This window comes from Mesorhizobium sp. AR07, assembly GCF_024746815.1.
In the GTDB taxonomy this organism is placed as follows: Bacteria; Pseudomonadota; Alphaproteobacteria; order Rhizobiales; family Rhizobiaceae; genus Mesorhizobium.
Genome location: NZ_CP080528.1, coordinates 507,783 through 533,469, shown reverse-complemented (window position 1 = coordinate 533,469; position 25,687 = coordinate 507,783). Strand labels below are relative to the sequence as shown.

28 protein-coding genes and 6 pseudogenes are annotated in these 25,687 nt (G+C 62.4%); 23 read left to right on the top strand and 11 right to left on the bottom strand.

Annotated elements, in window-relative coordinates:
• Window positions 1-49 precede the first annotated feature (49 nt).
• The 3 genes and pseudogenes from BPNPMPFG_RS38815 (at window position 50) to BPNPMPFG_RS38805 (ending at window position 2,512) form a co-directional block, all read left to right on the top strand.
• Window positions 50-1,325: pseudogene (locus BPNPMPFG_RS38815) on the top strand (IS256 family transposase).
• A gap of 40 nt (window positions 1,326-1,365) precedes the next feature.
• Window positions 1,366-1,710, top strand: a pseudogene (locus tag BPNPMPFG_RS38810) (cytochrome C peroxidase); the annotation flags it as partial.
• Window positions 1,711-2,158: 448 nt separating this feature from the next.
• Complete coding sequence (locus BPNPMPFG_RS38805; RefSeq protein ID WP_258598257.1) at window positions 2,159-2,512, top strand: hypothetical protein; 354 nt, start codon at window positions 2,159-2,161, stop codon at window positions 2,510-2,512.
• A gap of 39 nt (window positions 2,513-2,551) precedes the next feature.
• Here the strand turns inward: BPNPMPFG_RS38805 and BPNPMPFG_RS38800 are convergent.
• Window positions 2,552-2,825 (bottom strand): annotated as a pseudogene (locus tag BPNPMPFG_RS38800) (YbaK/EbsC family protein); the annotation flags it as partial.
• 58 nt (window positions 2,826-2,883) lie between these two features.
• Here BPNPMPFG_RS38800 and BPNPMPFG_RS38795 point away from each other — a divergent pair.
• Entirely contained in the window at window positions 2,884-3,156 is a 273-nt protein-coding gene (locus BPNPMPFG_RS38795) for a hypothetical protein (protein ID WP_258598256.1), read from the top strand.
• 9 nt (window positions 3,157-3,165) lie between these two features.
• On the opposite strand, the gene BPNPMPFG_RS38790 is transcribed toward BPNPMPFG_RS38795, so the two are convergent.
• The 6 genes and pseudogenes from BPNPMPFG_RS38790 to BPNPMPFG_RS38765 all read right to left on the bottom strand — a co-directional run.
• Window positions 3,166-4,563, bottom strand: a complete 1,398-nt coding sequence (locus BPNPMPFG_RS38790) for an ATP-binding protein (RefSeq protein ID WP_258598254.1) — start codon at window positions 4,561-4,563, stop codon at window positions 3,166-3,168.
• A gap of 179 nt (window positions 4,564-4,742) precedes the next feature.
• A complete protein-coding gene (locus BPNPMPFG_RS38785) occupies window positions 4,743-4,904 on the bottom strand; it encodes an HWE histidine kinase domain-containing protein (RefSeq protein ID WP_258598253.1) in 162 nt (53 codons plus the stop codon).
• Window positions 4,905-4,973: 69 nt separating this feature from the next.
• A pseudogene (locus BPNPMPFG_RS38780) lies at window positions 4,974-5,090 on the bottom strand (HWE histidine kinase domain-containing protein); the annotation flags it as partial.
• Window positions 5,091-5,095: 5 nt separating this feature from the next.
• Window positions 5,096-5,380, bottom strand: coding sequence for a PAS domain-containing protein (locus BPNPMPFG_RS38775; RefSeq protein WP_258598252.1), 285 nt, complete (start codon window positions 5,378-5,380; stop codon window positions 5,096-5,098).
• A 48-nt stretch (window positions 5,381-5,428) separates the two neighbouring features.
• A complete protein-coding gene (locus tag BPNPMPFG_RS38770; protein ID WP_258598251.1) occupies window positions 5,429-5,680 on the bottom strand; it encodes a hypothetical protein in 252 nt (83 codons plus the stop codon).
• Window positions 5,681-5,855: 175 nt separating this feature from the next.
• Window positions 5,856-6,008 (bottom strand): annotated as a pseudogene (locus tag BPNPMPFG_RS38765) (ATP-binding protein); the annotation flags it as partial.
• 406 nt (window positions 6,009-6,414) lie between these two features.
• On the opposite strand from BPNPMPFG_RS38765, the gene BPNPMPFG_RS38760 reads away from it, so the two are divergent.
• The 17 genes and pseudogenes from BPNPMPFG_RS38760 (at window position 6,415) to hypE (ending at window position 20,836) form a co-directional block, all read left to right on the top strand.
• Complete coding sequence (locus BPNPMPFG_RS38760) at window positions 6,415-7,500, top strand: hydrogenase small subunit (RefSeq protein WP_258598249.1); 1,086 nt, start codon at window positions 6,415-6,417, stop codon at window positions 7,498-7,500.
• A gap of 24 nt (window positions 7,501-7,524) precedes the next feature.
• Window positions 7,525-9,315, top strand: a complete 1,791-nt coding sequence (locus BPNPMPFG_RS38755; protein WP_258598248.1) for a nickel-dependent hydrogenase large subunit — start codon at window positions 7,525-7,527, stop codon at window positions 9,313-9,315.
• Between the two features lie 12 nt (window positions 9,316-9,327).
• Window positions 9,328-10,047: a Ni/Fe-hydrogenase, b-type cytochrome subunit gene (gene cybH / locus BPNPMPFG_RS38750; RefSeq protein ID WP_258598246.1), complete on the top strand. Its 720-nt coding sequence runs from the start codon at window positions 9,328-9,330 to the stop codon at window positions 10,045-10,047.
• Window positions 10,048-10,656 carry a HyaD/HybD family hydrogenase maturation endopeptidase gene (locus tag BPNPMPFG_RS38745; RefSeq protein WP_258598245.1) on the top strand — a complete coding sequence of 203 codons (609 nt, stop codon included), beginning with the start codon at window positions 10,048-10,050 and terminating at the stop codon, window positions 10,654-10,656. It abuts the gene before it with no gap.
• Window positions 10,592-11,257, top strand: a complete 666-nt coding sequence (locus tag BPNPMPFG_RS43665; protein WP_495885010.1) for a HupE/UreJ family protein — start codon at window positions 10,592-10,594, stop codon at window positions 11,255-11,257. The genes BPNPMPFG_RS38745 and BPNPMPFG_RS43665 overlap by 65 nt, the downstream gene beginning before the upstream one ends.
• 81 nt (window positions 11,258-11,338) lie before the next feature.
• Window positions 11,339-11,635, top strand: coding sequence for a HypC/HybG/HupF family hydrogenase formation chaperone (locus BPNPMPFG_RS38735; RefSeq protein WP_183455178.1), 297 nt, complete (start codon window positions 11,339-11,341; stop codon window positions 11,633-11,635).
• A gap of 166 nt (window positions 11,636-11,801) precedes the next feature.
• On the top strand, window positions 11,802-12,251 hold the full coding sequence (locus tag BPNPMPFG_RS38730) for a thioredoxin domain-containing protein (RefSeq protein WP_258598244.1): 450 nt from the start codon (window positions 11,802-11,804) through the stop codon (window positions 12,249-12,251).
• Window positions 12,248-13,096 (top strand): hydrogenase expression/formation protein, encoded by an 849-nt coding sequence (locus BPNPMPFG_RS38725; RefSeq protein WP_258598242.1) that lies wholly within the window; start codon window positions 12,248-12,250, stop codon window positions 13,094-13,096. The genes BPNPMPFG_RS38730 and BPNPMPFG_RS38725 overlap by 4 nt, the downstream gene beginning before the upstream one ends.
• On the top strand, window positions 13,093-13,308 hold the full coding sequence (locus BPNPMPFG_RS38720) for a rubredoxin (RefSeq protein WP_258598241.1): 216 nt from the start codon (window positions 13,093-13,095) through the stop codon (window positions 13,306-13,308). The genes BPNPMPFG_RS38725 and BPNPMPFG_RS38720 overlap by 4 nt, the downstream gene beginning before the upstream one ends.
• Entirely contained in the window at window positions 13,298-13,813 is a 516-nt protein-coding gene (hybE, locus tag BPNPMPFG_RS38715; protein WP_258598239.1) for a [NiFe]-hydrogenase assembly chaperone HybE, read from the top strand. Before BPNPMPFG_RS38720 ends, hybE begins: the two co-directional genes overlap by 11 nt.
• A 104-nt stretch (window positions 13,814-13,917) precedes the next feature.
• A complete protein-coding gene (locus tag BPNPMPFG_RS38710) occupies window positions 13,918-14,919 on the top strand; it encodes a nickel-dependent hydrogenase large subunit (RefSeq protein ID WP_258598237.1) in 1,002 nt (333 codons plus the stop codon).
• Complete coding sequence (hypA, locus tag BPNPMPFG_RS38705) at window positions 14,912-15,253, top strand: hydrogenase maturation nickel metallochaperone HypA (RefSeq protein ID WP_183455173.1); 342 nt, start codon at window positions 14,912-14,914, stop codon at window positions 15,251-15,253. Before BPNPMPFG_RS38710 ends, hypA begins: the two co-directional genes overlap by 8 nt.
• Window positions 15,253-16,116: a hydrogenase nickel incorporation protein HypB gene (gene hypB / locus BPNPMPFG_RS38700; RefSeq protein WP_258598236.1), complete on the top strand. Its 864-nt coding sequence runs from the start codon at window positions 15,253-15,255 to the stop codon at window positions 16,114-16,116. Before hypA ends, hypB begins: the two co-directional genes overlap by 1 nt.
• A gap of 18 nt (window positions 16,117-16,134) precedes the next feature.
• On the top strand, window positions 16,135-18,411 hold the full coding sequence (hypF, locus tag BPNPMPFG_RS38695) for a carbamoyltransferase HypF (RefSeq protein WP_258598235.1): 2,277 nt from the start codon (window positions 16,135-16,137) through the stop codon (window positions 18,409-18,411).
• On the top strand, window positions 18,402-18,632 hold the full coding sequence (locus BPNPMPFG_RS38690) for a HypC/HybG/HupF family hydrogenase formation chaperone (RefSeq protein ID WP_258598234.1): 231 nt from the start codon (window positions 18,402-18,404) through the stop codon (window positions 18,630-18,632). The genes hypF and BPNPMPFG_RS38690 overlap by 10 nt, the downstream gene beginning before the upstream one ends.
• Window positions 18,629-19,765 (top strand): annotated as a pseudogene (gene hypD / locus BPNPMPFG_RS38685) (hydrogenase formation protein HypD); the annotation flags it as partial. The gene BPNPMPFG_RS38690 and the pseudogene hypD, both read left to right, overlap by 4 nt.
• A gap of 18 nt (window positions 19,766-19,783) precedes the next feature.
• Window positions 19,784-20,836, top strand: coding sequence for a hydrogenase expression/formation protein HypE (gene hypE, locus BPNPMPFG_RS38680; protein WP_258599102.1), 1,053 nt, complete (start codon window positions 19,784-19,786; stop codon window positions 20,834-20,836).
• Between the two features lie 72 nt (window positions 20,837-20,908).
• Here hypE and BPNPMPFG_RS43005 read toward each other — a convergent pair whose 3' ends face one another.
• Window positions 20,909-21,274 (bottom strand): hypothetical protein, encoded by a 366-nt coding sequence (locus BPNPMPFG_RS43005; protein WP_319946032.1) that lies wholly within the window; start codon window positions 21,272-21,274, stop codon window positions 20,909-20,911.
• Here BPNPMPFG_RS43005 and BPNPMPFG_RS38670 point away from each other — a divergent pair.
• Window positions 21,273-21,650, top strand: coding sequence for a c-type cytochrome (locus BPNPMPFG_RS38670; RefSeq protein ID WP_258598233.1), 378 nt, complete (start codon window positions 21,273-21,275; stop codon window positions 21,648-21,650). The two genes, BPNPMPFG_RS43005 and BPNPMPFG_RS38670, sit on opposite strands and share 2 nt — an antisense overlap.
• Before the next feature lie 50 nt (window positions 21,651-21,700).
• The gene (locus BPNPMPFG_RS38665; RefSeq protein ID WP_258599050.1) at window positions 21,701-22,969 is read left to right on the top strand and encodes a molybdopterin molybdotransferase MoeA; all 1,269 of its coding nucleotides are present in this window, start codon (window positions 21,701-21,703) and stop codon (window positions 22,967-22,969) included.
• 10 nt (window positions 22,970-22,979) lie between these two features.
• Here the strand turns inward: BPNPMPFG_RS38665 and BPNPMPFG_RS38660 are convergent, their stop codons facing one another.
• The 3 genes from BPNPMPFG_RS38660 to BPNPMPFG_RS38650 all read right to left on the bottom strand — a co-directional run bounded on the left by BPNPMPFG_RS38660 (window position 22,980) and on the right by BPNPMPFG_RS38650 (window position 25,347).
• Window positions 22,980-23,207, bottom strand: a complete 228-nt coding sequence (locus tag BPNPMPFG_RS38660; RefSeq protein ID WP_258599048.1) for a hypothetical protein — start codon at window positions 23,205-23,207, stop codon at window positions 22,980-22,982.
• Between the two features lie 310 nt (window positions 23,208-23,517).
• Complete coding sequence (locus BPNPMPFG_RS38655) at window positions 23,518-24,954, bottom strand: IS701 family transposase (protein ID WP_258598528.1); 1,437 nt, start codon at window positions 24,952-24,954, stop codon at window positions 23,518-23,520.
• Window positions 24,955-25,116: 162 nt separating this feature from the next.
• Window positions 25,117-25,347 carry a helix-turn-helix domain-containing protein gene (locus BPNPMPFG_RS38650; protein ID WP_258599046.1) on the bottom strand — a complete coding sequence of 77 codons (231 nt, stop codon included), beginning with the start codon at window positions 25,345-25,347 and terminating at the stop codon, window positions 25,117-25,119.
• Window positions 25,348-25,687 lie beyond the last annotated feature (340 nt).

The window sequence follows — 25,687 nt, the reverse complement described above, 5'->3', positions numbered from 1 at the left end:
GAGGCGGGTGATGAAGCCTGCCAGAACCTCTCAAGGAGAGCGATACGCCATGAACGAGACTATCAACATTGTTCGCCTTCGTCAGCCCGACGAAATCGATGATCCCCTGACGGATGTGCTTCGCACCGGCGCGCGCAAATTGCTGGCGCAGGCGATCGAGAATCGAGATGGAGGCCGAAGCGTTTCTTGCCGAGATGCGGGATCTCAAGCTTCCGGACGGACGTGACCGGCTGGTCCGGCACGGTCACGGGCCGGAGCGGAGCATCCAGACGGGGATCGGGGCGGTGCCCGTCAGCCGGGTGAAGGTCCGGGATCGCGGCGCGAACGGTGAAGCGGAGCGCATCCGTTTTTCCTCATCGATCCTGCCGAAATGGGCGCGTCGGACACGAAGTCTGGATGCGCTTCTTCCCGTTCTCTATCTGCGCGGCATTTCGACGGGCGACTTTCAGGAAGCTCTGGCAGCTCTGTTGGGCAAGGAGGCGCCGAACCTCTCACCCTCGGTGATCACGCGACTGACGGCGGAGTGGGGCATCGAATACGATCGTTGGCAAAAGCGCGATCTTTCGGCGCGCCGCTATGTGTATGTGTGGGCGGACGGGGTCTACCTGCAGGCCCGGATGGAAGATCATGCCGAATGCATGCTGGTCCTGATCGGCGCCACGCCCGAGGGCAAGAAAGAGCTGCTCGGCTTCCAGACCGGCATTCGTGAGAGCGCACAGAGCTGGCGCGAGCTGCTGGTCGACGTCAAGCGTCGTGGCCTGCAGATCGCGCCCGATCTTGCCGTCGGCGACGGCGCGCTTGGCTTCTGGAAAGCGCTCGATGAGCTCCTTCCCGGCACCAAGCACCAGCGATGCTGGGTGCACAAGACAGCCAACGTGCTCAACAAGGTGCCGAAATCGGTGCAGGCCGCCATGAAGACGGACTTGCGCGAAATCTTTTCCGCCCCGAACCGAGCCTCAGCCGAGACGGCGATTGCCGTCTTTGTCGAGAAATATGATGCGAAATACGGCAAGGCGGTCGACTGCCTGACCAAAGATCAGAATGCCTTGCTGGCGTTCTACGATTTCCCCGCCGAACATTGGGATCATCTGCGAACGTCCAATCCCATCGAGAGCGTCTTTGCGACCGTTCGCCATCGCACGGTGCGTACCAAGGGCTCACTCTCCTCGAAAACCGCCAGGCTGATGGTCTTCAAGCTGGTCATGGCCGCGGCCAGGACGTGGCGACGACTGAAAGGACAAAATCAGTTGCCTAAACTCATCGCAGGTGCAACGTTCCAGGATGGAATCGAGGTCATTGAACTGAAGCCGCAGAGCGCCGCTTGATCAGCCTCGTCACCCAAATTGCAGCATAGCTCATTACGCAGGCCTTATTGAAAAGCCCAGCGCCGAGGTACGGCCGGAAAACGACAAGGGCCGCTTTGCCGTCACCAATTCAGCCGACGATACCTTTGTTTTCCGCGTGGCGCCGCTGCGCAACGTGGCACTCACCGCGCCCTATTTTCATTCGGGCAAGGTTTGGGATCTGAAACAGGCCGTGGCCATTATGGGCACCACCCAGCTCGGCGAAGAATTGAAGGCCGAAGAGGTCGACCTGCTCGTTGCCTTCCTTAACTCGCTGACCGGAAAGGTGCCCGAGGTCGTCTTGCCTATCTTACCCGCCGAGACTGCGACAACGCCTCGACCTGCATCGCAGATCCTAGGGAAATAAATGGCCGGGGCTGGCTACGGAAAGTCACAATCAACAATAAATGCGACCATTACCGGGACGAGACGGATCGCGACCTCTTTGAGAAGGCAATGCCTGGCATGATCCCAAACTGCAGACAGTGCTTCCGTCGCCAGCTCGTTGCGATGGCATCATGTTAGGTGTCTGGCGCAAGTCGGACCAAAGGGGTTCGAAAAGTTGGTGGATTGTCGCAGATACTACAACAAGGAGCGCCCATATGGGGCGACAGGGCACAAGGCTCCGATCGCCGGTCTCAGTCTGTCCAAATTCAACGGCGCTTCACCGCCCAGTTCCGCTAATTCCCCCACAACCACCTGTCCGCTTTGCCGGAAGCTCTCTTGACTAATTGGCGGCGATGTACAGGGATTCCCCGAGAGTTTAGTCTCACACTGTGCAATGGCCTGCTACGGCTGAGGGAGGGGAGGGCTGCTTGGACGAGCACGATCCGAAGGAAGAGCTGATCGAGACGATTTTCCGCAATGGCACAATCACTGTCGTGGGCATCCTGCTTGCCTTTTCGCTCGGCTTCGTCACGCATTGGGCGGCAAACCCCGTGCCATGGCGGCTCTACGACCTGTTCGCCGTTGTGCCGATCCTGGTCGGCATCGCGTTGCAGATGCGGGCGCTGTCCAAGCTGCTCGACATGAGTTCGCTGCGCCGACCCATCTACGAACGCGCCAACCGCATCTTCATGGCCGGCCTCATCCTGACTGCGTGCGGCGTCGGGCTGGCCATCCTGCTCGATGTCGTCGAAATGTCGGCGGGCACGCTGCCCGGCGCTTAACGGCCTGTCACGGCGCTTTGGCGCTGCCGCTCATCCCTGTCAGTCGATTATTGCATCCGTCGCAGGTCCGGCATCTTGGCAGTGTCGCACCATTTGACGCCGTTCCTTACCGCTGGCCTTGGTTTCGCCGGCCGCCGGCACCACGTGATCGTGGGCGCAGCGACACATCGCAATAGACCGGCAGTGGCGAGGCGAGGCCGGAAGGGCAAACGTCGCCAACCGGGTGGCCGGTGATTTCCACCACCTGCTCGGCATCCAGCATGCGTGGCTTGCCGCCGAACCCAACACGCGTTTTGCGGTTGTCGATACGCGCGCCAAGCTCTGGGAACGATTTGGGCCTTCAGCCTCAGTAGCGCCGCGGCCGGCTGCCCATGGCCGTCAGGGAACTCGACAAGGTCATCGGCGAGACAAACAAGCGTCAGATGACTCTCGACATTCTGCGGACCGCCAAGCGTCCGATGTCGACCGCCGAATGCGCGCAGGAGCTCGCAACGAGGCACGGGTGTCCGGGGACGATCCGCGCCGTCACCATCATCGGCAAGCGCCTGTCTCCGATCCTCAGTACCCTCGAGAAAGCCGGACGCGTCGGACTGAACCGCGAGGGTGACTGGGCCGAGGACCGCATCGACCGCCGCCTGATTTGACTGAGGATTTCAGAGGGCGAGCATGGTGTCGGGCGTCAGCAACACAATCCGTCCGTCCTCCTTGGCACGCTCTTGGACACCTGCCTTGAAACCGGTGCGCGCGTATAGGACGAAGTGGCGATCTTCTACGCCACGACCATAGTCGGTTCTTCCGGCGCGCTCGATCAGTGTCGCGAGGACATCCGCCCCGATCATTCCGCGGCGCCACTTGCACTCGCCGTATAGCATCGATCCGTCCAGCAAGCGTCCGGCTACGTCAATGTCATATTCGGCACCCCAGATTTGACCGATCTCCTGGGCCGGAGACGGAAGAGCCTCCTGCGCATGGCGGCGGGCGTGCCCTCGGCAGATTTCCTCGAACGCGCCGCCCACATACTCGTCCAGCCCCGGCACCACTTGGTGCCGCCAAATCTCGGGACCGAAGCCCTGCATCACACTTGACATGTTCGGCCGAACGAACCGATGCCAGAAGGCAACAAGCGGATCGTCCACGAAGTAACGCGTGTCCCGTGACTTGGGGTTGGCGTCGAGGGAATGTACGGTCCGAACCAGCCGCATGCGCTCGAGCCGCTTCATGTAGGGGCTCAGCGAAACGGAATCCTTGATGTCCCGGAGACGGCCGCCGATTTCCCCGAGTTTGGTGCAGCCGTCCGCGATCGCCGCCAGGATGCTGGCGTAGCGTTGGGTCTCCCGAAGTTCCGATTGGAGCAGGACGTTCGGCTCGTCTACCAGCGCCCCAGTATCGGCGAGCAGCAAATTGGTGACGTTCTCCTCGAGACTTGCGCTCGGATCGCAGAGCCTTAGGTAAAAGGGGATACCACCGAAGATGGCATAGGCAAGGATACGATCCACAGCAGGGTAATCCGGGAAGAACCCGGCCGCGTCCCGCAGCGGCAGCGCCTTGACTTCCAGGGGTAGGGTTTGGCGCCCGTAGAGTGGGTTCCTCTCGGCCAACAGATCCTCCATCTGGGCAATCATCGACCCGCAGAGCACCAAGTTCAGCTTGCCCTCGGCGGCGACGACCGCGTCCCAGAATTTTTGGATGATCGATGGCAGGGCCTGATCGCCCTCGACAAGGTAGGGGAATTCGTCCAGGACGACGATCAGCCCAAGCGTCCCCTCGGCCTTACGCGCGAGGTATGTCAGCACGCTCAGCCAATCGCCGAGGCCGTCCAACAGGGGATCGGCGCCGAGCGAGCGGGCGATTTCCGCTTTGAAGCCCTCCAGATTCAGAGTGGGGGTGACACGCGTCGCTTGATAGAGAACGTGGGGACGGTCCTTGGCAGCTTCCTTGAGCAGCGCGGACTTCCCGATCCGGCGCCGTCCATATACCACAAGCAAAGAGGGCCTAGCGAGGGAGAATTCCTTGCGGAGGCGGGAGAGCTCCTGAGCGCGACCTACGAACATTAGTGTAATCCTAATTACGGTAATCAAGGTTACACTAACCCGAGTGCCAAAGCAAGGGCGCTCAGGCAGCTTGGTAAGTACAAAGCACCAAAGCCGGGACAGGCCACTGGAAAGACACCGCTTTCAAAGCGCCAAAATCCCGGCCGATGGGTCCGCTGGGCCTGGTTGGTCGAGGAGGACTACGGCCAGAAAGGCAGATCGCCTTCTGGCCGATCCAGCCGGGACTTGACCGTTTCGCGGATCGCCCGCGGATCGGAATTGGCTCGCGATGCCTGCCAGACGATCGATTGCACCGTTGCCAGCGTGTTCTTCACCCGATGGTTCAATTCGTCGATGAGCATTTTGGATTGCGCCTGCTCCTCCTTGTGTCTGGTCAGATCGACAAAGGAGGTAAAATACTGGACGATGGCGCCGCTCTTGTCGTGGACAGGACTGGCGAAAAGACCCGCCCAGAACTCGCTGCCATCCTTGCGCCTGTAAAGGATTTCCGTGCCCGCCTCCGCATTGGCTTCGAACTCGAGCTTGATGCGTTTCAGCGCCCCGGCGTCGTGCCGTTCGCCATCAGGAAATTGAAGTGCCGACCGAGGACCTCTTCCCTGGCGTATCCGGTGATGCCGAGGGAGGCGTCATTGGCAAAAATGATGGGATTGCCGGGTTCTTTTGCGTCGGTGAAAACCATGTGTTGTCTCGGCGGCAACGACGAACGGCCCAGGTCGTCCTGAAAGCCCTCGACTTCGGCTTCGGCGTCCTTCTGCTCTTCGGACTTGGCGACTACGCTGGACATATTGACTAGATCCCGCGCCTTGGCGCGATCCAACCGGATGGCGGACCTGCGCCTACGGCTCCCGCCACCGGATGGATCATGCTACGCCGCCCGCGACACGCGCGAGGTGAACGTTGCCCTTGTCATCGACACGCTGGTGCCGTTCTTGTCGCTGATGACCTCGATGTTGGCCTCCAGCTGCTTGACCAGCACCTGGACAATGGCGGTTCCCAGGCCCGCACTGGCGACGATGCTGGCGGGCTTGCCGGCGCCATTGTCTTGCCGTGATGCACGTAACCCCTGGCTTCTGCCGCAGTCGCACGGGTGCCGTTCTGGTCGCGGCCTTGAATGCATCGCGGCACGATACGTTCGACGCTGAACCGGCCGTGAGGGCGAGGGGGCCACAAACGCAAGACGGTTCGCGGCGAGATACAACGGCAGTCGGCGCGTTGTGTTGATGTTGGGCTAGCAATTGCGAGCGAAGAATTCCGGCATTCGGCAGCAACGGCCATCCGGCACCGTACCTGCTCTACCCCCAAAGTACCGAAAGCGGTGCCGCATGGAGGCGCTCTCCGAATGGGACAATCTTATCGTGGTCTTATAGCACCACTCCAGAGACAAAACGGTCTCCGCATGCGTCTGCCAGCATTCGCAAGCCCTTGAAATCTGAGCTTGTGACTGTGGTTCGGGTGCAGACATGGCCCTTCGCGCCTGCTGTGGACTTCCAATGCTTGGCCAAGGTTCCTCGAACTATCTCGCATCCAGGGCTCCTCGCAAAGGCGTGAGCCGAGGCGTATGCCCTAATTCATCTTGAGCTTTCGCCACTGGGGCTTAGGGCCGCCTTGGGTAACCCCTCAAGGGTGCGGCTATTGGCTTCCGTTTGAATCGTTACTACGCGAGCTGGCGCTGCGACCCGGTAGCGGACCCTCCAACGTCCGCAGTGGGGTCGGAAACAGCATTATCCCGAACCGGGTGATTATCCCCCTGACCCCTACTAAATTGGTCCGCTTCTTGCAGCAAGCATTTCTGGCAGAGCCCGGCGTCTATCCGGGTGATGGGATGGGGGATGAAATTGCTGGAGGAGCAACATGGCAGCTGCCCAAACCTTATATGACGTCATTCGTCGCCAGGGGATCACCCGGCGCAGTTTCACCAAGTTCTGCAGCCTGACGGCCGCGAGCCTCGGTTTCGGCCCGGGTGCCGCGACAGCGATGGCTGAAGCACTTGAGACCAAGGAACGCGTTCCCGTCATCTGGATGCATGGGCTCGAATGCACCTGCTGTTCGGAGAGCTTCATCCGCTCGGCCCATCCGCTCGTCAAAGACGTCGTGCTGTCGATGATCTCGCTCGACTACGACGATACGATCATGGCGGCCGCCGGCCATCAAGCGGAGGCGATTCTCAAAGAGACGAAGGAGAAGTACAAAGGCAAGTACATCCTCGCCGTCGAGGGCAATCCGCCGCTCAACGAGGACGGCATGTTCTGCATCGACGGCGGCAAACCCTTCGTTGAGAAGCTGAAGTGGATGGCCGAGGATGCCATGGCGATTATCGCCTGGGGCGCCTGCGCCTCTTGGGGCTGCGTCCAGGCGGCCAAGCCGAACCCGACCCGGGCGACAGCGATCGACAAGGTCATCCTCGACAAGCCGGTCATTAAGGTACCAGGCTGTCCCCCGATCGCGGAGGTGATGACCGGGGTCGTCACCTTCATCACGACCTTCGGCAAGCTGCCGGACCTCGACCGGCAGGGCCGGCCCAAGATGTTCTATTCGCAGCGCATCCACGACAAATGCTACCGTCGATCACATTTCGATGCCGGCCAGTTTGTCGAGGAGTGGGACGATGAGGGCGCACGCAAGGGCTACTGTCTCTACAAGATGGGCTGCAAGGGCCCGACCACCTACAATGCCTGCTCTACCGTGCGCTGGAACGGTGGCGTTTCCTTCCCGATCCAGTCAGGCCACGGCTGCATCGGCTGCTCGGAAGACGGCTTCTGGGACAACGGCAGCTTCTATGACCGGCTGACGAACCTCCAACAGTTCGGCGTCGAGGCCAACGCCGACAAGGTCGGCATGACCGCCGCCGGCATCGTGGGTGGTGCAATCGCCGCCCATGCCGCGGTGACCGCCTTCAAGCGCGTGACCACCAAGCGCGAAAAAGCCGACGCATCATAATCACTCTCGGCGAGGAACAGCATCGTGACAATTCAAACACCCAACGGCTTCACACTGGACAATTCGGGCAAGCGCATCGTCGTCGATCCCGTCACCCGCATCGAGGGACATATGCGGGTGGAGGTCAATGTCGACGAGAACAACATCATCCGGAATGCGGTCTCGACCGGCACCATGTGGCGCGGCATCGAAGTCATCCTAAAGAACCGCGACCCCCGCGACGCATGGGCCTTCACGGAGCGCATCTGCGGCGTCTGCACCGGCACGCATGCGCTGACCTCTGTACGCGCGGTCGAGAATGCGCTCGGCATCACCATCCCGGACAATGCCAATTCGATCCGCAATCTGATGCAGCTGGCGCTGCAGGTCCATGACCATGTCGTGCACTTCTACCATCTTCATGCGCTCGACTGGGTGGACGTGATCTCTGCGATCTCGGCCAATCCGAAGGCGACCTCCGCGCTCGCGCAGTCCGTGTCCGACTGGCCGCTTTCCTCTCCAGGCTATTTCAAAGACATCCAGACCCGGCTCAAGAAATTCGTCGAGTCAGGCCAGCTCGGACCCTTCAAGAACGGCTATTGGGGCAATGCATCCTACAAGCTGCCGCCGGAGGCCAATCTCATGGCGGTGGCGCATTATCTGGAGGCGCTCGACTTCCAGAAGGAGATCGTCAAGATCCACACGATCTTCGGCGGCAAGAACCCGCATCCAAACTGGCTGGTTGGCGGGGTACCCTGTCCGATCAATATCGATGGCACTGGAGCGGTCGGCGCGATCAACATGGAACGGCTTAACATGGTCACCTCGATCATCGACCAGATTATCGAGTTCAATGACAAGGTATACGTTCCCGACATCATGGCCATCGGCTCCTTCTACAAGGACTGGCTCTATGGAGGCGGTCTGTCGGGCAAGAACGTGCTAGCCTATGGCGACGTACCCGAGCACGTCAACGACTACTCCGAGGCAAGCCTGAAGCTGCCGCGCGGCGCGATCATCAATGGCAATCTCGCCGAAGTGCTGCCGGTCGACCATGAGGATCCCGAGCAGATCCAGGAATTCGTTACCCATTCCTGGTACAAATATCCCGACGAGACAAAGGGCCTGCATCCCTGGGACGGGGTTACCGAGCCACATTACGAACTCGGCCCCAACGCCAAGGGGACGAAGACCAATATCGAGCAGCTCGACGAGGCCGCTAAATATTCCTGGATCAAGGCGCCGCGCTGGCGCGGCCATGCCATGGAGGTCGGGCCGCTCGCCCGCTGGGTCGTCGGCTATGCCCAGAACAAGGCGGAGTTCAAGGACCCGGTCGAAAAGGTGCTCAAGGATCTCGGCCTTCCGGTTTCAGCCCTCTTCTCGACACTCGGCCGCACGGCAGCCCGTGCGCTTGAATCGAGGTGGGCCGGCCACCAGATGCGCTATTTCCGGAACAAGCTGATCGCCAATATGAAGGCCGGCGACTTCTCTACGGCCCATGTCGACAGGTGGAAGCCGGAAACCTGGCCCAAGGAGGTCAAGGGCGTCGGCTTTACCGAGGCCCCGCGAGGCGCGCTCGCGCACTGGATCAAAATCAAGGACGGCAAGATCGACAACTACCAGTGCGTCGTGCCCACCACATGGAACGGCAGCCCCCGCGATCCGGCAGGAAATATTGGCGCCTTCGAGGCTTCGTTGATGGATACGCCGATGTCAGACCCCACCCAACCGCTCGAAATCCTCAGGACCATCCATTCCTTCGATCCGTGCCTAGCATGCTCGACGCATGTCATGAGCCCGGACGGTCAGGAAATGGCCAAGGTCCAGGTCCGGTGAGGAGGATAAGTCATGACTATCCATGAAACTCTCGCAGCCGCCGACGCCCACGGTGAAAAGGCCGTCGAGCGCCAGAGCATCTATGTTTACGAAGCCCCGGTGCGCATCTGGCACTGGGTCAACGCCGTCTCGATCCTGACGCTCGCGCTAACCGGCTATTTCATCGCCTCGCCGCTGCCTTCCGTGCCGGGCGAGGCCATCGCCAGTTTCCTGACGGGGTATATCCGCTTCATCCACTTCGCGGCGGGGCAGGTCCTTGCCGTGTTCCTTATCCTCAGGGTCTACTGGGCCTTTGTCGGCAATATCCATGCCCGCCAGATCTTCTATGTGCCCTTCTGGAGCGGCCGCTTCTGGAAGGAATGGCTGCATGAGTTGCGGTGGTACATGTTCTTAGCCCGGCAGCCGAAGCATGTCGGCCACAATCCTCTTTCCCAGTTCACCATGTTCCTGATGTTCACCCTGCCGCTCTTCTTCATGGTGATCACCGGTTTTGCGCTCTATAGCGAGGGTGCCGGCCGCGACGGCTGGGAATATGCGCTCTTCGGCTGGGTGTTCTCGATCTGGCCCAACAGCCAGGACATCCACACATTCCACCATCTCGGCATGTGGGTAATCCTCGTCTTCCTCATGGTTCACATTTATGTGGCGATCCGCGAGGACATTATGAGCCGACAGAGCATCATCTCGTCGATGATTTCCGGCGAACGGCTCTTCAAGGACGTGGAGGACTAGATGGTCGCCCCAAATCCCTTGGCCTCTTCGCCTTCCCCGCGGATTCTCGTGCTTGGCATAGGCAATATCCTCTGGGCCGACGAAGGCTTCGGCGTGCGCGCGGTGGAAACCTTCCACAAGGCGTATCGGGTGCCTGACAACGTCACCGTCCTCGATGGCGGCACGCAGGGGCTCTATCTCGTGCAGTTCGTCAATGAACACGATCGTTTGATGGTGTTCGACGCCATCGACTACGGCCTCGAGCCGGGCACGATGAAGATCGTGGAAGACGACGAGGTGCCGAAATTTACTGGAGCCAAGAAGATGAGCCTGCATCAGACCGGCTTCCAGGAGGTGCTGAGCGCCGCTGACCTTATGGGGCACTATCCCGATCGTCTGGTTCTCATCGGGTGCCAGCCGCTGGATCTCGAGGACTGGGGCGGCCCGCTGACGACGCTGGTCAAGGCAGTCATACCGCGCGCAATCGAAACGGCAGTAGGAATATTGCGGGACTGGGGCGTCGTCGTCACTGCGCGACCGGAAGGAGCAGCGGTTCCGCCACTACTTGAAAACGACATCGATTTCGAACGTTACGAGCGCCGAGCCGGATCGGCCGCATTGCGCTATTGAGGAGGATATCATGAATTTCCGTAGGGTTGCGGCGACGCTCGTCGCGATGGCGCGACCAGACATCGCCCACGCGCATGTCGGCCTTCACACCGACGGCGCGCTTGCTGGCTTCAGCCATCCGTTCAGCGGTCTCGATCATATCCTGGCGATGGTCGCGGTCGGCTTCTGGGCCTTGGGGCTGGGCGGTAAAGCCCGATGGATCGTTCCCTTGGCCTTCGTGACGGTCATGGCGGTGGGGGGCGCCCTGGGCATTTACGGCCTCGCTTTTCCAATGGTGGAAACCGGGATCGCGCTGACCGTCGCGCTGCTCGGTCTGCTGGTTGCTTTCGAAGTGAAGGTTTCAACGTCGGTCGCGGCGACGGGGTTGGAACATGCGCGCTCTTCCATGGCCACGCCCATGGCACCGAGCTTCCGGCGATGGCGCATGGGGCGGCTAAGTGGCGGGCTTCATGGCTGCTACGGTCATCCTGCATCTCACCGGTTTCGGGCTGGCCTGGTTGAGGTTCGGCAACGCCCGGCGAGTTGCCGCGCGGACCGCCGGCGTGGCCATTGCCCTTGCCGGTGCAGTCCTGCTGGCCGGCTGAACTTCTCCCAGGGCTGAGGCCGGTCGGGAGTCCGTGTGGGCACCCTGCGCACCGCGGCTCCCGATTCATGAGATCTAAGACGACGGAGGAGGAGCATCATGTGCATCGGTATTCCCATGCGGACCGTCGCCGGCAATGAGTTCGTCGCGCACTGCGAGCGACATGGCCGGATATCCTCGATCTCCCTCATGCTGGTCGGCCCACAACCGCCGGGAACCTACCTACTCACCCATCTCGGCTCCGCCATCCGGGTGCTGGACGCCGACGAGGCCCGGGCCATCGACAACGCACTCGCGGGTCTTGCTGAAGCTGTCGAGGGGAGGGCTTTCGACGCCCTCTTTGCCGATCTCACCTCGCGCGAGCCGGAACTGCCGCCGCATCTGCGTAGCGAGTGAAAAGAAATTTCCAAAGTGGAAGGACTTTCCATCCAGATGCCCGCAATACTTTGTGAAGGCGGAAATTTGTATTCCAGATCAAAGGAATCTGACTTTCCCAAGTCTGGCACGCCGCTTGCTCCTCATTTCGTTGGAATGTTTCGCAGCGTGATTTGTGGAGGAGACTATGCCATCTGTCCTGGTCCGCGCCCTGAGCGAGCGGGCGCGCCTGCCCCTCATCGACGAGACGAATATCGATGCCTTCCTCGCTCCGGCGGCGAGTGAACCCGACAATGCCGTGCTGTTCTTCACCGGCGATCCGTCGCAGCGGCCGGAAGCCGATGACGTCGCCGTCGTCCTCCCGCATATCCTCCAGACCTTCCAAGGCCGCTTGCGAGGCGCCGTGGTCCTGCGCACGGCCGAAGACAAGCTAAAGGCCCGCTTTAACGTCGTTGTGATGCCGAGCCTCGCCGTGACTCGTCGAGACCAACCGGTCGGCGTGCTGGGCAAGATCCGCGACTGGTCCGAATATGTCGAGAAGATCAGCGCCTGGCTCGCGCCCGCCGCGCCGGTCATGGTGCCCTCGGGCGGACCGAAGGTCGAGATCACCCATGCCGGCAAGGAGATCGTGCGTTGAAGGCCGGCTTCTGGGTCGCCCCCGAGGGCGAGGATGCGGCGATGACGGTGATGCCGATCGGCGCCGAGCCGCCGCTGCGTGCCCGCAAGCTCAATTTCCTCGCCACCAGCAGCGCCGAGGAAATGATCCGCCGATGTCGGCGGACGGCGATGCTCCTGCCGGAACTCGCTGACGCGCTCGCCGTTCAGAAGGCCGACCGGCCGGGCCGGCTATTCGACATCACCGATTTCCCCGACGACGACAAGGAACTGATCGCCCAGACTCTCGGCGAGGGCGAGGTCGCCGGCGTTGCGGCATTGGCGAACGGCATCACGGCCCGGATGCAGGAGGCGGTGATGGCTGGCGTCTGGCGCGTCCGTTTCGCCGACGGTGAGGGCCGGCTCATTGCCGACTATGTCGAGGTCGCGAGCATTCCCGCCGCTGTCAAACAGGTGTGCTCGGCGCTGCCGGGCTCGATCAGCCACGGGCCGGCGCCGACCGGCGCCATGAACGTCATGCCCGTGCTGACCGAGATCGGTGATCGCATCGCCCGTTACAGCGACGGTGATCCGGGCCAAATCATCACCTTCTCGCTCTTCCCGATGAGCCCGGAAGACATGGCCTTCCTGCAGGAAACGTTGGGTGCCGGGCCGGTGCAGCTCACCTCGCGCGGCTATGGCAGCTGCCGTATCGTGGTGACCGGCGCGCGCAATGTCTGGTCGGTTCAGTTCTACAACGCCATGGACGCGATCATCCTCGATACGTTGGAGATCTGCGACATTCCCTCGGTCGCGATCGCCGCCGAGGATGATTTCCGCGACTCCGAGGCGAGGCTGCGTGAGATCGAGGAGGCCTATTTCAAATGAGCGCCTTCGAGAATTTCGGCAAGCGCGAGACCGTGTCGGACGACGACCAGATGGAATGCGGTATCTGCTGGCATGTCTATGATCCCGCTGAGGGTGACCCGGTCTGGCAGATTGCTCCGGGGACGTCGTTTGCAGTCCTGCCGGAAGACTGGCGCTGCCCAAATTGCGATGCGCTGCAATCGAAGTTCATGAGGCTAGGTGATGGACGCTGACGTCGCAGAGAGGGCCGAGATCGATCCCGCGCAGGCGCTCGGCCGGCGGCTCGAGGCCTGCTACCAGCACATTTACGCGACCGCCATGGCCGATGTGCCGATCTGCAATCCCGCGCTTGGTATTGCCTCGACCGGTTTTCGGACTTACGGCGGTCGTGCGTTCGGCATCGTGACTACACCATGGTTCATGAATCTCGTGGCAGCGGATCTGCCGCAGGGCCCTTCCTCCTCCCCAGCTGCCACCGGTACGACCCTCCGTGTCGGCCTGCCGGCGGGTGAGGTCGGGTTCATTGCCGGTGAACTCGATGCGATTGACCGTGTCGATTCCTGCTCGCTGTTTTCGCCGGTCTTCGAGTTCGCGACGATGGAGGCTGCCCTCGAAACAGCGGACGAAGCAGCCCGGGCCTTCTTTGATCCTGCCACGCTCGAACCGCCGCCCGCGGCGGTCAACCGGCGTGACCTGTTGCGCGGGTATGTCCGCAGGCGCGAGGAAGCGTCGCAATGACATTCCTTCTCGGGGCAGGCACGATAAGGATCGACGTAACCGTGTCGCGCGCGCTTGCCTGTTCCGTCACGGTGAAGGCGAACCGCCCGCAGGGCCTGACGCGCATGTTCATCGGCCGCAGGCCCGAAGAGGCGCCCCCTCTTGCCGGTCAAGTCTTTTCGCTCTGCGGTTTTGCGCAATCCGTAGCGGCGCGGCTCGCCGTCCTGAATGCAGCGGATATGGCGATGAAGGTGGACGAACGGATCGGCTCCGGTGCCGGATTGCTCGCCGAGCGGATTTTCGAAACCTTGCGGGCGCTCATCCTCCATTGGCCATGCCCCCTGCCGGCATCGCTCGGCGCAACCGCCGGTAGACATCTCCGCGAAGCGCTGGCCGCTTCGCAAGAAATCATCGCCCTGGCCAAGGCCGGGCAAAACGACAGGGCGCATTTGGCGGCCGCCGCTGCGCGGCTGTCTGCGGCGGCCAGCGCGCTCGGCATCCCGAGCCAGGGCGACACACCTTTGCCGGAATCAGCCTGCGCCGCGATGTTGCAGGATATAGGCAACGATCGGGTCTTCAATGGCCGCCGGCCCGATCCACTGACCATCAATGACGATCCGGAAGTCATCGCCCGGCTTTGCGCCGAGCCCGGCTATGCAAGCCTCCCGCATCTCCAAGGCCGCGTCGCGGAGACGGGCGCGTATGCCCGGCTCGCCGCCGGTGACGTGGAGGCGTCCCATCTGGTCCAACGACTGCTAGCCCGCATCAACGACGTGCGCCGCTGCCTCAAACAACTGACGGCTCTCGCAGCAACCGGCAAGTGCGACGGAGCATCCCTCGCCTGCGGCGGGGCCACGCCGGGCGCCGGTGGCTACGGTGCTGTGGAATGCGCGCGTGGCCGGCTCTATCATCAGGCCGAGATCGGCGGCGACGGCAGGCTTTCGTCCTATCGCATCCTCGCCCCGACCGAATGGAATTTTCATCCCGCCGGCCCCTTCGTCGAGACACTGCTGTCGTCATCCGTCGGGACCGATGAGGCCGCCGTGAGATCGGTGTCGCGGCTCGCGGTCCTGTTCGATCCTTGCGTGGCCTTTGAGGTTAGTGTTCGCGAGGCCGCACATGCATGAAATGTCGCTGATGGAGAGTGTGATCGAGATCGTCTGCGACACGGCGCGGCAGAACGGCGCGACACGCGTCAAGTCGGTCCGGGTCGATGTCGGCGTGCTGAGCCACGTCGAGCCGGACGCGCTGATGTTCTGTTATGAGGCCGTGCGACACGGCACGATTGCGGACGAGGCGACGCTCGAGATCAACCGCATTGCCGGCGAGGGCTGGTGTCTCGACTGCGGCAAGACGGTCGCCTTGGAGGAGCGGTTCGGCGCCTGCCCGGACTGCGGACGGCATCGGGTCCAGATGACGGCAGGCGACGAATTGAAGATCAGGGATATGGAGGTGAGCTGATGTGCACGGTATGCGGTTGCGAGACTTCTTCCATCGAGGGTCACAAGCACGACGAGGGCGGACACCGTCACAGCCATGACCATCATCACGACCAAGACCACCACCACCATGGCGATGGCGGGCATGAGCATCACCATGCCGCGGACTGCAGCGTCCATTATGGCAAGGGGATCGCCGGCGTCACTGTGCCAGGCATGAGCCAGGGGCGGATCATCCAGGTGGAGAGAGACATCCTCTCCAAGAACGACGCTTATGCGGAAGAGAACCGGCGATATTTTGAGCGCCAGGGCATCTTTGCGCTCAACTTCGTCTCCAGCCCCGGCTCGGGCAAGACCAGCCTGCTGGTCCGCACGATCAATGACCTAAAGGACCGCCTCACGATCTCGGTTATCGAAGGTGACCAGCAGACCTCGAACGACGCGGCCCGGATCCGCGAGACCGGCGCCCGCGCCATCCAGATCAACACGGGCAAGGGCTGCCACCTCGACGCCCACATGGTGGGCCACGCGACTGAGGATCTCGCGCTCGAACCAGGCTCTGCGCTCTTCATCGAGAATGTCGGCAACCTCGTCTGTCCCGCCGCCTTCGATCTCGGCGAGGCCCACAAGGTTGTGGTGCTGTCAGTCACCGAAGGCGAGGACAAGCCGCTCAAATATCCCAACATGTTCGCCGCCGCCGACCTGATGATCCTCAACAAGGCCGACCTGTTGCCGCATCTCGATTTCAATGTCGGCCTCTGCATCGCCAACGCCCTGCGCGTCAATCCCCGCCTCCAGACGCTGACGGTCTCCGCCCGCACGGGAGAGGGCATGGAAGCCTTCCATGCCTGGCTCGAGGCATCCGCCGCCCACCGGGCCGCGTGACCGAAGGTGGCATGAACCATGGCGAGGGCGCTCGCACGACCGATCGAAAACCCGATCCGGCGGCTCAGGCTCCAGGTGCGCGGCGCCGTGCAGGGCGTCGGGTTCCGGCCCTTCGCCTACAGGCTCGCGCGGACTATGCGGCTTTCTGGCTTCGTGCTGAACCACAGTGCCGGCGTGCTGATAGAGATCGAGGGTACGGATGCGGGCCGCTTTCACGACGCGATCCGGACCCAGGCGCCGCCGCTCGCCCGCATCGACTCGATCCACGTGCTCGAACTCTCGCCAGCCGGTGGCGAACGGTTCGATATCCTCGAGAGCCTTGGCGGCAAGAGCGCGACCCGGATCGGCGCGGATGCCGCGACCTGCGCCGAATGCCGGTGTGAGCTGACCGATCCCGCGAGCCGCTTCTTCGGTTATCCCTTCGTCAACTGCACCCATTGCGGCCCGCGCTTCACCATCACTCGCGCGCTGCCCTATGACCGGACGCAGACCTCGATGGCATCGTTTCCGATGTGCCGGGCCTGTGCCTCGGACTATATCGATCCGGAGAACCGGCGCTTCCATGCCGAGCCGGTCGCCTGCCCCGATTGCGGCCCGAGTCTCAGCCATTCGATCGCGGAGATTGCGGCGCGGCTCGAAGGCGGCGCCATCGTCGCGCTCAAGGGCATCGGCGGTTTCCACCTGCTCTGCGACGCCCGCAACGATGCAGCGATCGATCTCCTCCGGCTGCGCAAGGCTCGTGACCAGAAGCCGTTTGCCGTCATGGTCGCCGGCATCGAGGCGGCGCGGCAGTTCGCACGACTGAGCGAAGCCGAAGAAGCCTTGCTGGCCTCGCCCGCGAGCCCGATCGTGGTGGTCGAGGCACGTGCCGGTGCGCTCGCCAACCTCATCGCGCCCGGCCTCGCGCGGATTGGGCTGATGCTCGCCTATGCTCCACTGCATCATGTGCTGCTCGACGAACTCGCCTGCCATTCGCCGCACCGACCTGCAGCGCTGGTCGCGACCAGCGCCAATCCCGGTGGTGAACCCCTTGTGGCCGACAACGCCGACGCCGAGCGCCGCCTTGCCGCGATTGCGGATCTGATTGTCACCCATGATCGCGACATCACCGTCCGCGCCGACGACTCCGTCATGCAGGTCATCGATGGCGCCCCCGCGTTCATCCGTCGCGCCCGCGGCTTCGTGCCCGAGCCGGTCGATCTCGGCGAGGATGGACCTGCGGTGATCGCCACCGGCGCCGACCTCAAGAACACTATCTGCGTCACACGTGGGTACGAGGCCTTTCTCTCGCAGCATATAGGCGGCCTCGACAATGCCGAGGCGATCCGTTTCCAGCGCGAGGCGATCACCCATCTCTGTTCGATCCTGGACGTGAAGCCGGAATTCGCGGTCTCGGACCTGCATCCGGATTTCCGTTCGCTGCGGATGGCAGAGAGCCTGGGCCTGCCGGTCGTGGCAGTCCAGCATCATGTCGCCCATGTAGCGGCCGTGGTGGCGGAGCATCGGCTTTCCGGCCCGGTTCTCGGGCTTGCGCTCGATGGGCACGGTTTCGGCGCCGATGGCACGAGTTGGGGGGGCGAAATGCTCATCGCCGATAGGGGTCATTGGCGCCGAGCGGGATCGCTTACATCGCTGCCGCTGCCCGGTGGCGACCGCGCGGCGCGTGAGCCTTGGCGCATGGGGGTGGCAGCCCTGCAGGAGGCCGGATGCATTGATTTCGCATCGCAGCTCTGGCCAGGTCATCGGGGTGTTGCGCAGCTCACGGCGATGTTCGAACGCGGTATGCGGCCGTTCCGGACAACCAGCCTCGGCAGGCTCTTCGATGCCGCCGCGGCGATAGCAGCCGTTCGTCTCGTCCAGAGCTACGAAGGGCAGGCGGCGATGGAGCTCGAGGCCCTGGTCCGGGCGCCGCGATGTCTCTGCGACGGCTATGCAATCCGGGACGGGGTGCTCGATTTCCGGCCCCTTATCCTGCATCTTGCGCGGGAAGGACTGAGCGGCGCTGACGCGGCCGATGTCTTTCACGGTACGCTGATCGCGGGACTTGCGGAATGGGCCGCGAGGGAAGCGGCACCCCTCGGCATCCCGCAGGTCGCGCTCGGCGGCGGATGCTTGATGAATCGGGTCCTTGCGGCCGGACTTGCGCAAGCGCTTCGGGACCGCGGTCTCAAGCCTTATTTGCCACGTCTCGCGCCGGCCAATGACGGCGGCATCGCGCTCGGCCAGGCCGCCCATGCGCGGCAGGTCATCATGAACGAGAATGCATCAGGGCAGGAGAGCCGGACATGTGCTTAGCGATGCCGGTCCAGGTCAAGGAAGTACTGCCCGACAACATGGCGAAGGTTACACTCGACGGCGTCTCGAAGATCGTTTCGACCGCGCTGATCGACGATGTCCGGCCGGGCGACTATCTCCTCCTTCATGTCGGCTATGCGCTCGCGAAGATCGATCCGGAGGAGGCGGAAAGGACGCTCGCCCTCATCCGAGAAGCTGCGGCCCTGGGAGATGCGGCATGAAATATATCGACGAATATCGCGACGGCAGGCTCGCCAAGGATATCGCCCGGCAGATCGCCGCTCTCGCCGATCCGGCGCGTTCCTATCACTTCATGGAGTTCTGCGGCGGCCATACGCATGCTATTTCCCGCTATGGTCTCGAGGACCTGCTGCCGGCCAATGTGCGGATGATCCACGGACCGGGCTGTCCCGTCTGCGTGCTGCCGATCGGCCGTATCGATGCGGCGATCGCGCTCGCCATGCGGCCGAAGATCACGCTCTGCACCTATGGCGACCTGATGCGCGTGCCGGGCTCGGACGGATCGAGCCTCTTGAAGGCCAAGGCGGCCGGCGCCGATATCCGCATGGTCTATTCGACGCTCGATGCGCTCAGGATCGCCGAGGCCGAGCTCGAACGCGAAGTGGTGTTCTTTGCCATCGGCTTCGAGACCACGACGCCACCGACCGCGCTCGCGCTCAAGGCGGCGATAGCCAAGGGGCTCGGCAATTTCTCGATCTTCTGCAATCACGTGCTGACGCCGGCGGCGATCCAGAACATCCTGGAAAGCCCTGACGTTCGCAAGCTCGGCACGATCAAGATCGACGGTTTCGTCGGCCCTGCCCATGTCTCGACCGTCATCGGCACCGAACCTTACGAATTCTTCGCCGGGGAATTCCAGAAGCCGGTGGTGGTGGCGGGCTTCGAGCCGCTCGACGTCATCCAGGCGATCCTGATGCTGGTGCGCCAGGTCAATGACGGCAGGCACGAGGTCGAGAACCAGTATATCCGTGCGGTGACCGCGCTCGGCAACGAAAAGGCCCAGGCGGAGGTGGCGAATTTCTTCGAGCTGCGCGAGAGCTTCGAATGGCGCGGTCTCGGCGAAGTGCCCTATGGCGCGCTGCGGCTCCGGCCGCAATATGTGGCCTACGACGCCGAGAAGCGCTTTTCGATGGTGACGCCCGCCGCGAAGGACAACCCGGCCTGCGAATGCGGCGCGATCCTGCGCGGCGTCAAGAAGCCGGCCGACTGCAAGCTGTTCGGCACGGTCTGCACGCCCGATACACCGATGGGCTCCTGCATGGTGTCGTCGGAGGGCGCCTGCGCCGCGCACTGGACCTATGGCCGCTTCCGCGAGAACGCGCGGCAGGTGGATGGGGGGGAGGGCGGTCGCATGAACATGATGATCAAGGCCTACAGGCGCAAGCTCGATGTCGCCAACGGCCGTGTCGACCTCTCGCACGGGGCCGGCGGGCGCGCCATGGGCCAGTTGATCGAGGGCATTTTCCACAAGGCTTTCGACAATGACTGGCTGAGGGCCGGCAACGACCAATCGGCCTTTTCGGTGCCTGGCGGGCGGATGGTGATGACCACGGACGGCTACGTCGTTTCGCCGCTTTTCTTCCCCGGCGGCAATATCGGCACCCTCGCCGTGCACGGCACGATCAACGACATCGCCATGGCGGGCGCGGTACCGCTCTATCTGTCGGCAAGCTTCATCATCGAGGAGGGTTTTCCGTTCGCCGATCTCGAGCGCATCGCCCAGAGCATGGGCGCCGCCTCGCGCGAGGCCGGCGTGCCGATCATCACCGGCGACACCAAGGTCGTCGAGCGCGGCAAGGCCGACGGCGTCTTCATCTCGACCGCCGGCGTCGGCATGGTTCCGGACGGGCTCGATCTCCGGTCGGACGCCGCCCGGCCCGGCGATGCGGTGATCATTTCCGGCTCGATCGGAGACCATGGCGTCGCCGTGATGTCGAAACACGAGAACCTGGAATTCGACACCGACATCGCCTCCGACAGCGCGGCCCTGCACGGGTTGGTAGCAGACATGGTCGCGGCTGGCGGGGCGCATATCCGGCTAATGCGCGATCCGACGCGCGGCGGCATCGCCGCGACGCTGAACGAGATCGCCAGCCAGTCGCGGGTCGGCTTCCGCATCGACGAAGACAAGATCCCGCTCAAACCGGAAGTGGCTGCAGCCTGCGAGTTCCTCGGCCTCGATCCGCTCAATGTCGCCAATGAAGGGAAACTGGTAGCAGTCGTGGCGCCGGAGGGCGCTGACGCCGTGCTCGCGACGATGCGCGCCCATCCGCTTGGCAGTGAGGCGGCGCTGGTCGGCCACGTCGTGGCCGACGACAACTGCTTTGTCCAGATGACGACCTCGTTTGGCGGCGGCCGGATTGTCGACTGGCTGTCGGGCGAACAACTGCCCCGGATCTGCTAAGAGAGGGTGATGCATGCCCCGCGAATGCGCGGACCCTTGGGTCGTTCGACTTCCTGAACCTTCGGCAGCGCACTATGTCCGCATTTCCGAACGTCGCGGACATCCGGCGATGGGTTCCTTTTTTCCAATGAAATCGGCGGTTTTTTCGGTTGGCACAGGCGTTGCAAGCCTTTTGCGACGAGATTCGCCAAATGGGAGGAACGCATGGATCGCTGCAACAAGCTGGCCGACGTCGGTCGCCGCCAATTTCTGAGGGGAGGAGCGTTTGCCGCCGCAGGGATGGCCACAGCCGTGGCATTGCCAGTGCAGGCACAGACCAAGGCTGCCCCCGGCTTGGCACTCGTGGAATATCCGTCGAACAGGCTGGCCAATGTCGCTGACCTGAAGGCCAACGAGCCCCTCGACGTCATCGTATGGAAAAACGGAGAGTTCCCGCATGAAATACCTGTTCGTCGGCGCCACAATGGTTTTGGCGTTACTGCCTCCGGTCGCCCAGGCCCAGGATATCGAGGCCGGAAAGACGGTCTTCAAAAAGTGTGCCGCCTGCCACAACGCTGATACCGACGCGAACAAATTCGGGCCAACCTTGAAAGGCGTTGTAGGCCGGACAGCGGGAACCGTCCCTCGCTATTGGTATTCGAAAGCCATGAAGGATGCCGGTGCTGCGGCACTCGTCTGGGATGAGCCGAACCTGACGGAATATCTGGCCAATCCCAAAGCGAAAGTGCCGAAGAATAGAATGGGGTTCCCTGGCCTCAAGAATCCCGACGATATCAAAAACGTCATCGTCTATCTCAAGAGTGTGTCAGGTTAGAAAAACCTTAGGCCGTTGCGTTTCGAGAACAACGCAAGGGAGGAGCGCTCGTGTTTCACGCCGCGAAGCCCGTTTTGAAAGCCGACTGCTCTGCCGGGCAGGGTGGCGAAGCTATCCCGTTCGAGACGGCGGTAGCCAAAGCCGTCGCGCTCGCCAAACCTGTTCGATACAGGGAAACAGTCTCGCTTGCCGGAGCATTGGGGCGGGTTTGCGCGGCCGATATACACTCGCCTATTTCGCTGCCTCCGTTCGACAATTCGGCGATGGACGGGTTTGCCGTTCGAACGGCGGATTTCGATGGGGAGGAGCCTTGGACCTTTCGCGTGGCTGGGCGGGTGGTCGCCGGCGATGTGCGCGCTCTCGAGAACCTCGACCCACGAACCGCACTTCGGATATTCACGGGAGCACCCGTGCCGTCGAGCTTCGACGCTGTGGTCATGCAAGAGCATTGCGAGCGAACTGGCGACACCGTCACCATGTACGAACGGCCCTCTCATGGCCGTCACATCCGTCTTGCCGGCGAGGACGTCAGCCCCGACATGGAACTGGTGAAGCGGGGCAAGGGCCTATCCGCCAGGGACCTAACCTTGCTGGCAGCGGTGGGGATCGTCGACATCCAGGTGCTTCGAAAGATCCGTATAGGGCTGCTCTCGACCGGAACCGAATTGAAGGAACCGGGTGAACCCCTCAAACACGGCCAGATTTACAATTCCAATCGGATCATGCTGCGCTCGTTACTTGCGGCTTGTCCATGGGCGGAAATCGTCGACTTCGGCATGGTTCCAGACAGCCTGGCAGACGTTGTTGGTCGTGCGGTCGCGTCCTGTGACGCCCTGGTTACCACAGGCGGGGTCTCGGCAGGCGAGGAAGACCATATGGTGGCAGCCGTTCAATCTCATGGCGCCGACCTTGATGTCCTCAAGGTCGCGATGCGGCCGGGCAAGCCGCTGAAAGTCGGAAGGATCAGGAACACGGTCTTTGCCGGGTTGCCGGGCAATCCCAACGCGGCCCTGATAGCGTTTCGGCAGATTGTCCTGCCTGCCTTGCGAAGGCTGGCTGGCCTCGCGGAGATTCAGCCGCAATGGTTCTCGGCGGTGGCTGGCTTCAACTGCAAAAAGCGGGAAGGCCGAACCGAGTTTATGCCCGTCCGCATATCCGGCCGCACCGAAACGGGTGAACCTGTGCTCGAGATGCTTGAACGTGGGTTCTCGGCCAATTTGATGGCCATTGCGTTGGCCAACGGCATTGCACTCTTGGCGCCTGAGGCTGCCGAGATCACAGACGGTATGCAGCTGCGCTACGAACCGTTTGGGTCCTGAATTAGAAAGGTCAGCCTGCCCGGCGCAAATCCTGCAGTCGCGCCCTAGCTGCTACGAGCAGGCTGGTCTCGTCGCTAAGTCCGTTCTGGAAAAGGCGCACTAGATCAGAGGCAACATTCTCGGCTTCTGGTGATCCCGGCTGGATATGGCCCTCTTGGCAAAGCTGGTCGAAAACCGATTTCAAGCTTTCCAGGTCGGTCGGGTAGAGAGATGGATCAAGGTTGAGACGGTCAATCATCTGGACCTCCTGCGGGCTAAGAACTTGAACGACACAAGGGCAGCGGCGGGTCTCCCCCGCTGACAGGCGAACATGACTCCGCAGGAAGTGCCTGTCATCAAAGAAGTTGTCGGTACGCGCTTGACATGCCGAACGGTATCGGCGGCCAAAGCCCGTATTGGGGCCGCGAGATAACCTGTGCGGCATTAGGCCAAAAACCACCAGTTTCGCTTTATCTGGCTATCGGCAGTTCTACGGGTTTCCTAGCGGTAGTTTTGCTGGAGACCTACTATGTTTACGATCCGGCTGTTTTCCAGGGCATCGGATAGTACTACTGCGTCATAAAGTGCGAACGTGACGCGGACTGTCCATTGGCCTTATGCAGCACGGACATCGTTGCAGACGGTTGGCCAGGGCCACAGTCAGGCGTCGCCTGAGGGTTGGGATCGAGGTCGGGACGTGCCGCTCTGGTCGGATCGGAGGATCCGCGGGGTCGATGACCGTCGGGAAGACCAGGTGTTTGGCGGCCTTGGGCGCGAGTTGGAGTTGAGGGGGGAATCGTCTCCCTCAGAGAGACCAGGAAGCCATAGGCGGCGATACAGAGGCTGGCGTGGTGGTGGAAGCCCCGCCACCCTCGGCCTTCGTAGTGGCCCAGTCCCAACTCCTGCTTGAGTTCCTGATAGTCTCGCTCGATCCGCCAACGCAGCTTGGCGGCATCGACCAACTGGGTGATCGTAGCGTCGGCCGGCAAGGTGGAGAGCCAATACTTGCTCGGCTCGACCTCGCCTTCAGGCCACTCGATCAGGAGCCACTCTTCGGCGTGAGCCTCGGGCCGATTGTAGTCCCTGGATGCCGGCCGCAAGCGCACGGCGGCGAAGCGGGAATTGAGCTCGGTGTTGGTTCCTTCACGCCAGGCGATCGTGCGCCAAGTCTCGGCGTCGAACTCCTCGGCCAGGGCCTTGGCCGAGATCGGCTTGTGATTGTCGGTTCGGCCGACTCGAGACGGCGGCCGGCCTCTTCCGCTCCAGGGCTTGGGCGGCAGCGGGCTCTCGCCTGGGCGCCAGACGCTGAGTGTGGGCTGAACGCCGACAACATAGGTCAGACCGAGCTCGGACAGGCCCGCGCGGAAACCGCCGTCGGCGCCATATCCGGCGTCGGCCAGAACCACGCCGGGCGCGACGCCTTCGGCCATGGCCGTCCTGATCTGCTCGAGCGCGATCTGCGGCTTGGTCCGGAACGTGATCTCCGCCGGAATCTTGGCCTTCTTGCGTTGTTCGGGATCCTCCGCCCAGCTGTGCGGGAGATACAATTCGTAGGCGATCGGAAGCGAGGCTGCGTCATTTGCGATCGATAGGCTAACCGCAATCTGACAGTTGTCCTGCTTGCCCAACTGGCCGCAATACTGGCGCGCTACGCCCACCGAGTGCTTGCCCTTCTTGGGAAAGCCCGTGTCGTCGACGATCCACGCCCGGATCGGTCCACGCTGCTCGATCCGTGGAAGAACCCAGTCGCGAACCCGTGCTAGCAAGGCCGCGTCCGACCACGGCGCCTGTCCCACGAAATGCAACAGAGACTGATGCTTGGCCGCTACCCGCGACGGCGCCGTGACAGCCGCCAACGGTTCCACGCTCTTGCGCTCGATCGGCATCAGGAGTCCCAGGCAATAATCCTTCAGCGGCTCAGCGCGGTCGGCGTGGCCGATCACCCCGATCAAAGCATCGACATAGGCGTCGAATGCGGCTTCACTCTCGGCTGTCCAGTCGGGCATGGCGGGGCGCTTCCCTGATCACGAAGCAGCACCCTAACAAATCCCCGACCAGCGCGAATCCCCCCGCAGCCGCGACTTTCTGACTCAGTAAGAATAGACGGATGTTGGAATACCGAAGCCCCTCCTGCTCAAAGAGGGCTTCGAGTGCGGCCGCCGTGGATGTCAGAGGCAAACCCTGCCCGTCCCCTCTGAAGATACAATGCCGATCCCTTCCAAGGTTCCGAGGGCAGACCAGACGCTTGCCCTTGCAAGGCCGCTACGATCTGCAAGCAATGGAGAAGAAAGCAAGCCGCCATGCCGCGACAGCTCCCGGAGCAGCCTGACGTTTTCGTCGGTGCCGAGAATGATGATCAGTGGATAGCGCAAGGCGCTTTGAGAAGTGGAGCGTGCCATGACACGGGTTCCTTCTGTTCTGCAACAGACAGCACAGTCAGCATCGAATATCAAAGCGTATGTTTTTTTATCTAAACGAACGTTTCGTTATCTTGGCATAACTATGGCGACGTCGATTCAAGAAAATGATCGTGGCCATCTGGCTCTCAGTGAACAGCGTCTCGCATGCCCCGCGCAATCGCAGTCGCCGACGATCCGCGGCGGAACGCTCTGGGTCAAAACCAATCACTCGGTGGACATTTTGGCGTGTCCTTTGCAACCGCGGCAATTCGGATCGGCACGGGGCGCCATGTGCTCCGACACTCAGGGCTGTCCCGGCCGGCGAAGACCCATCGCTCAG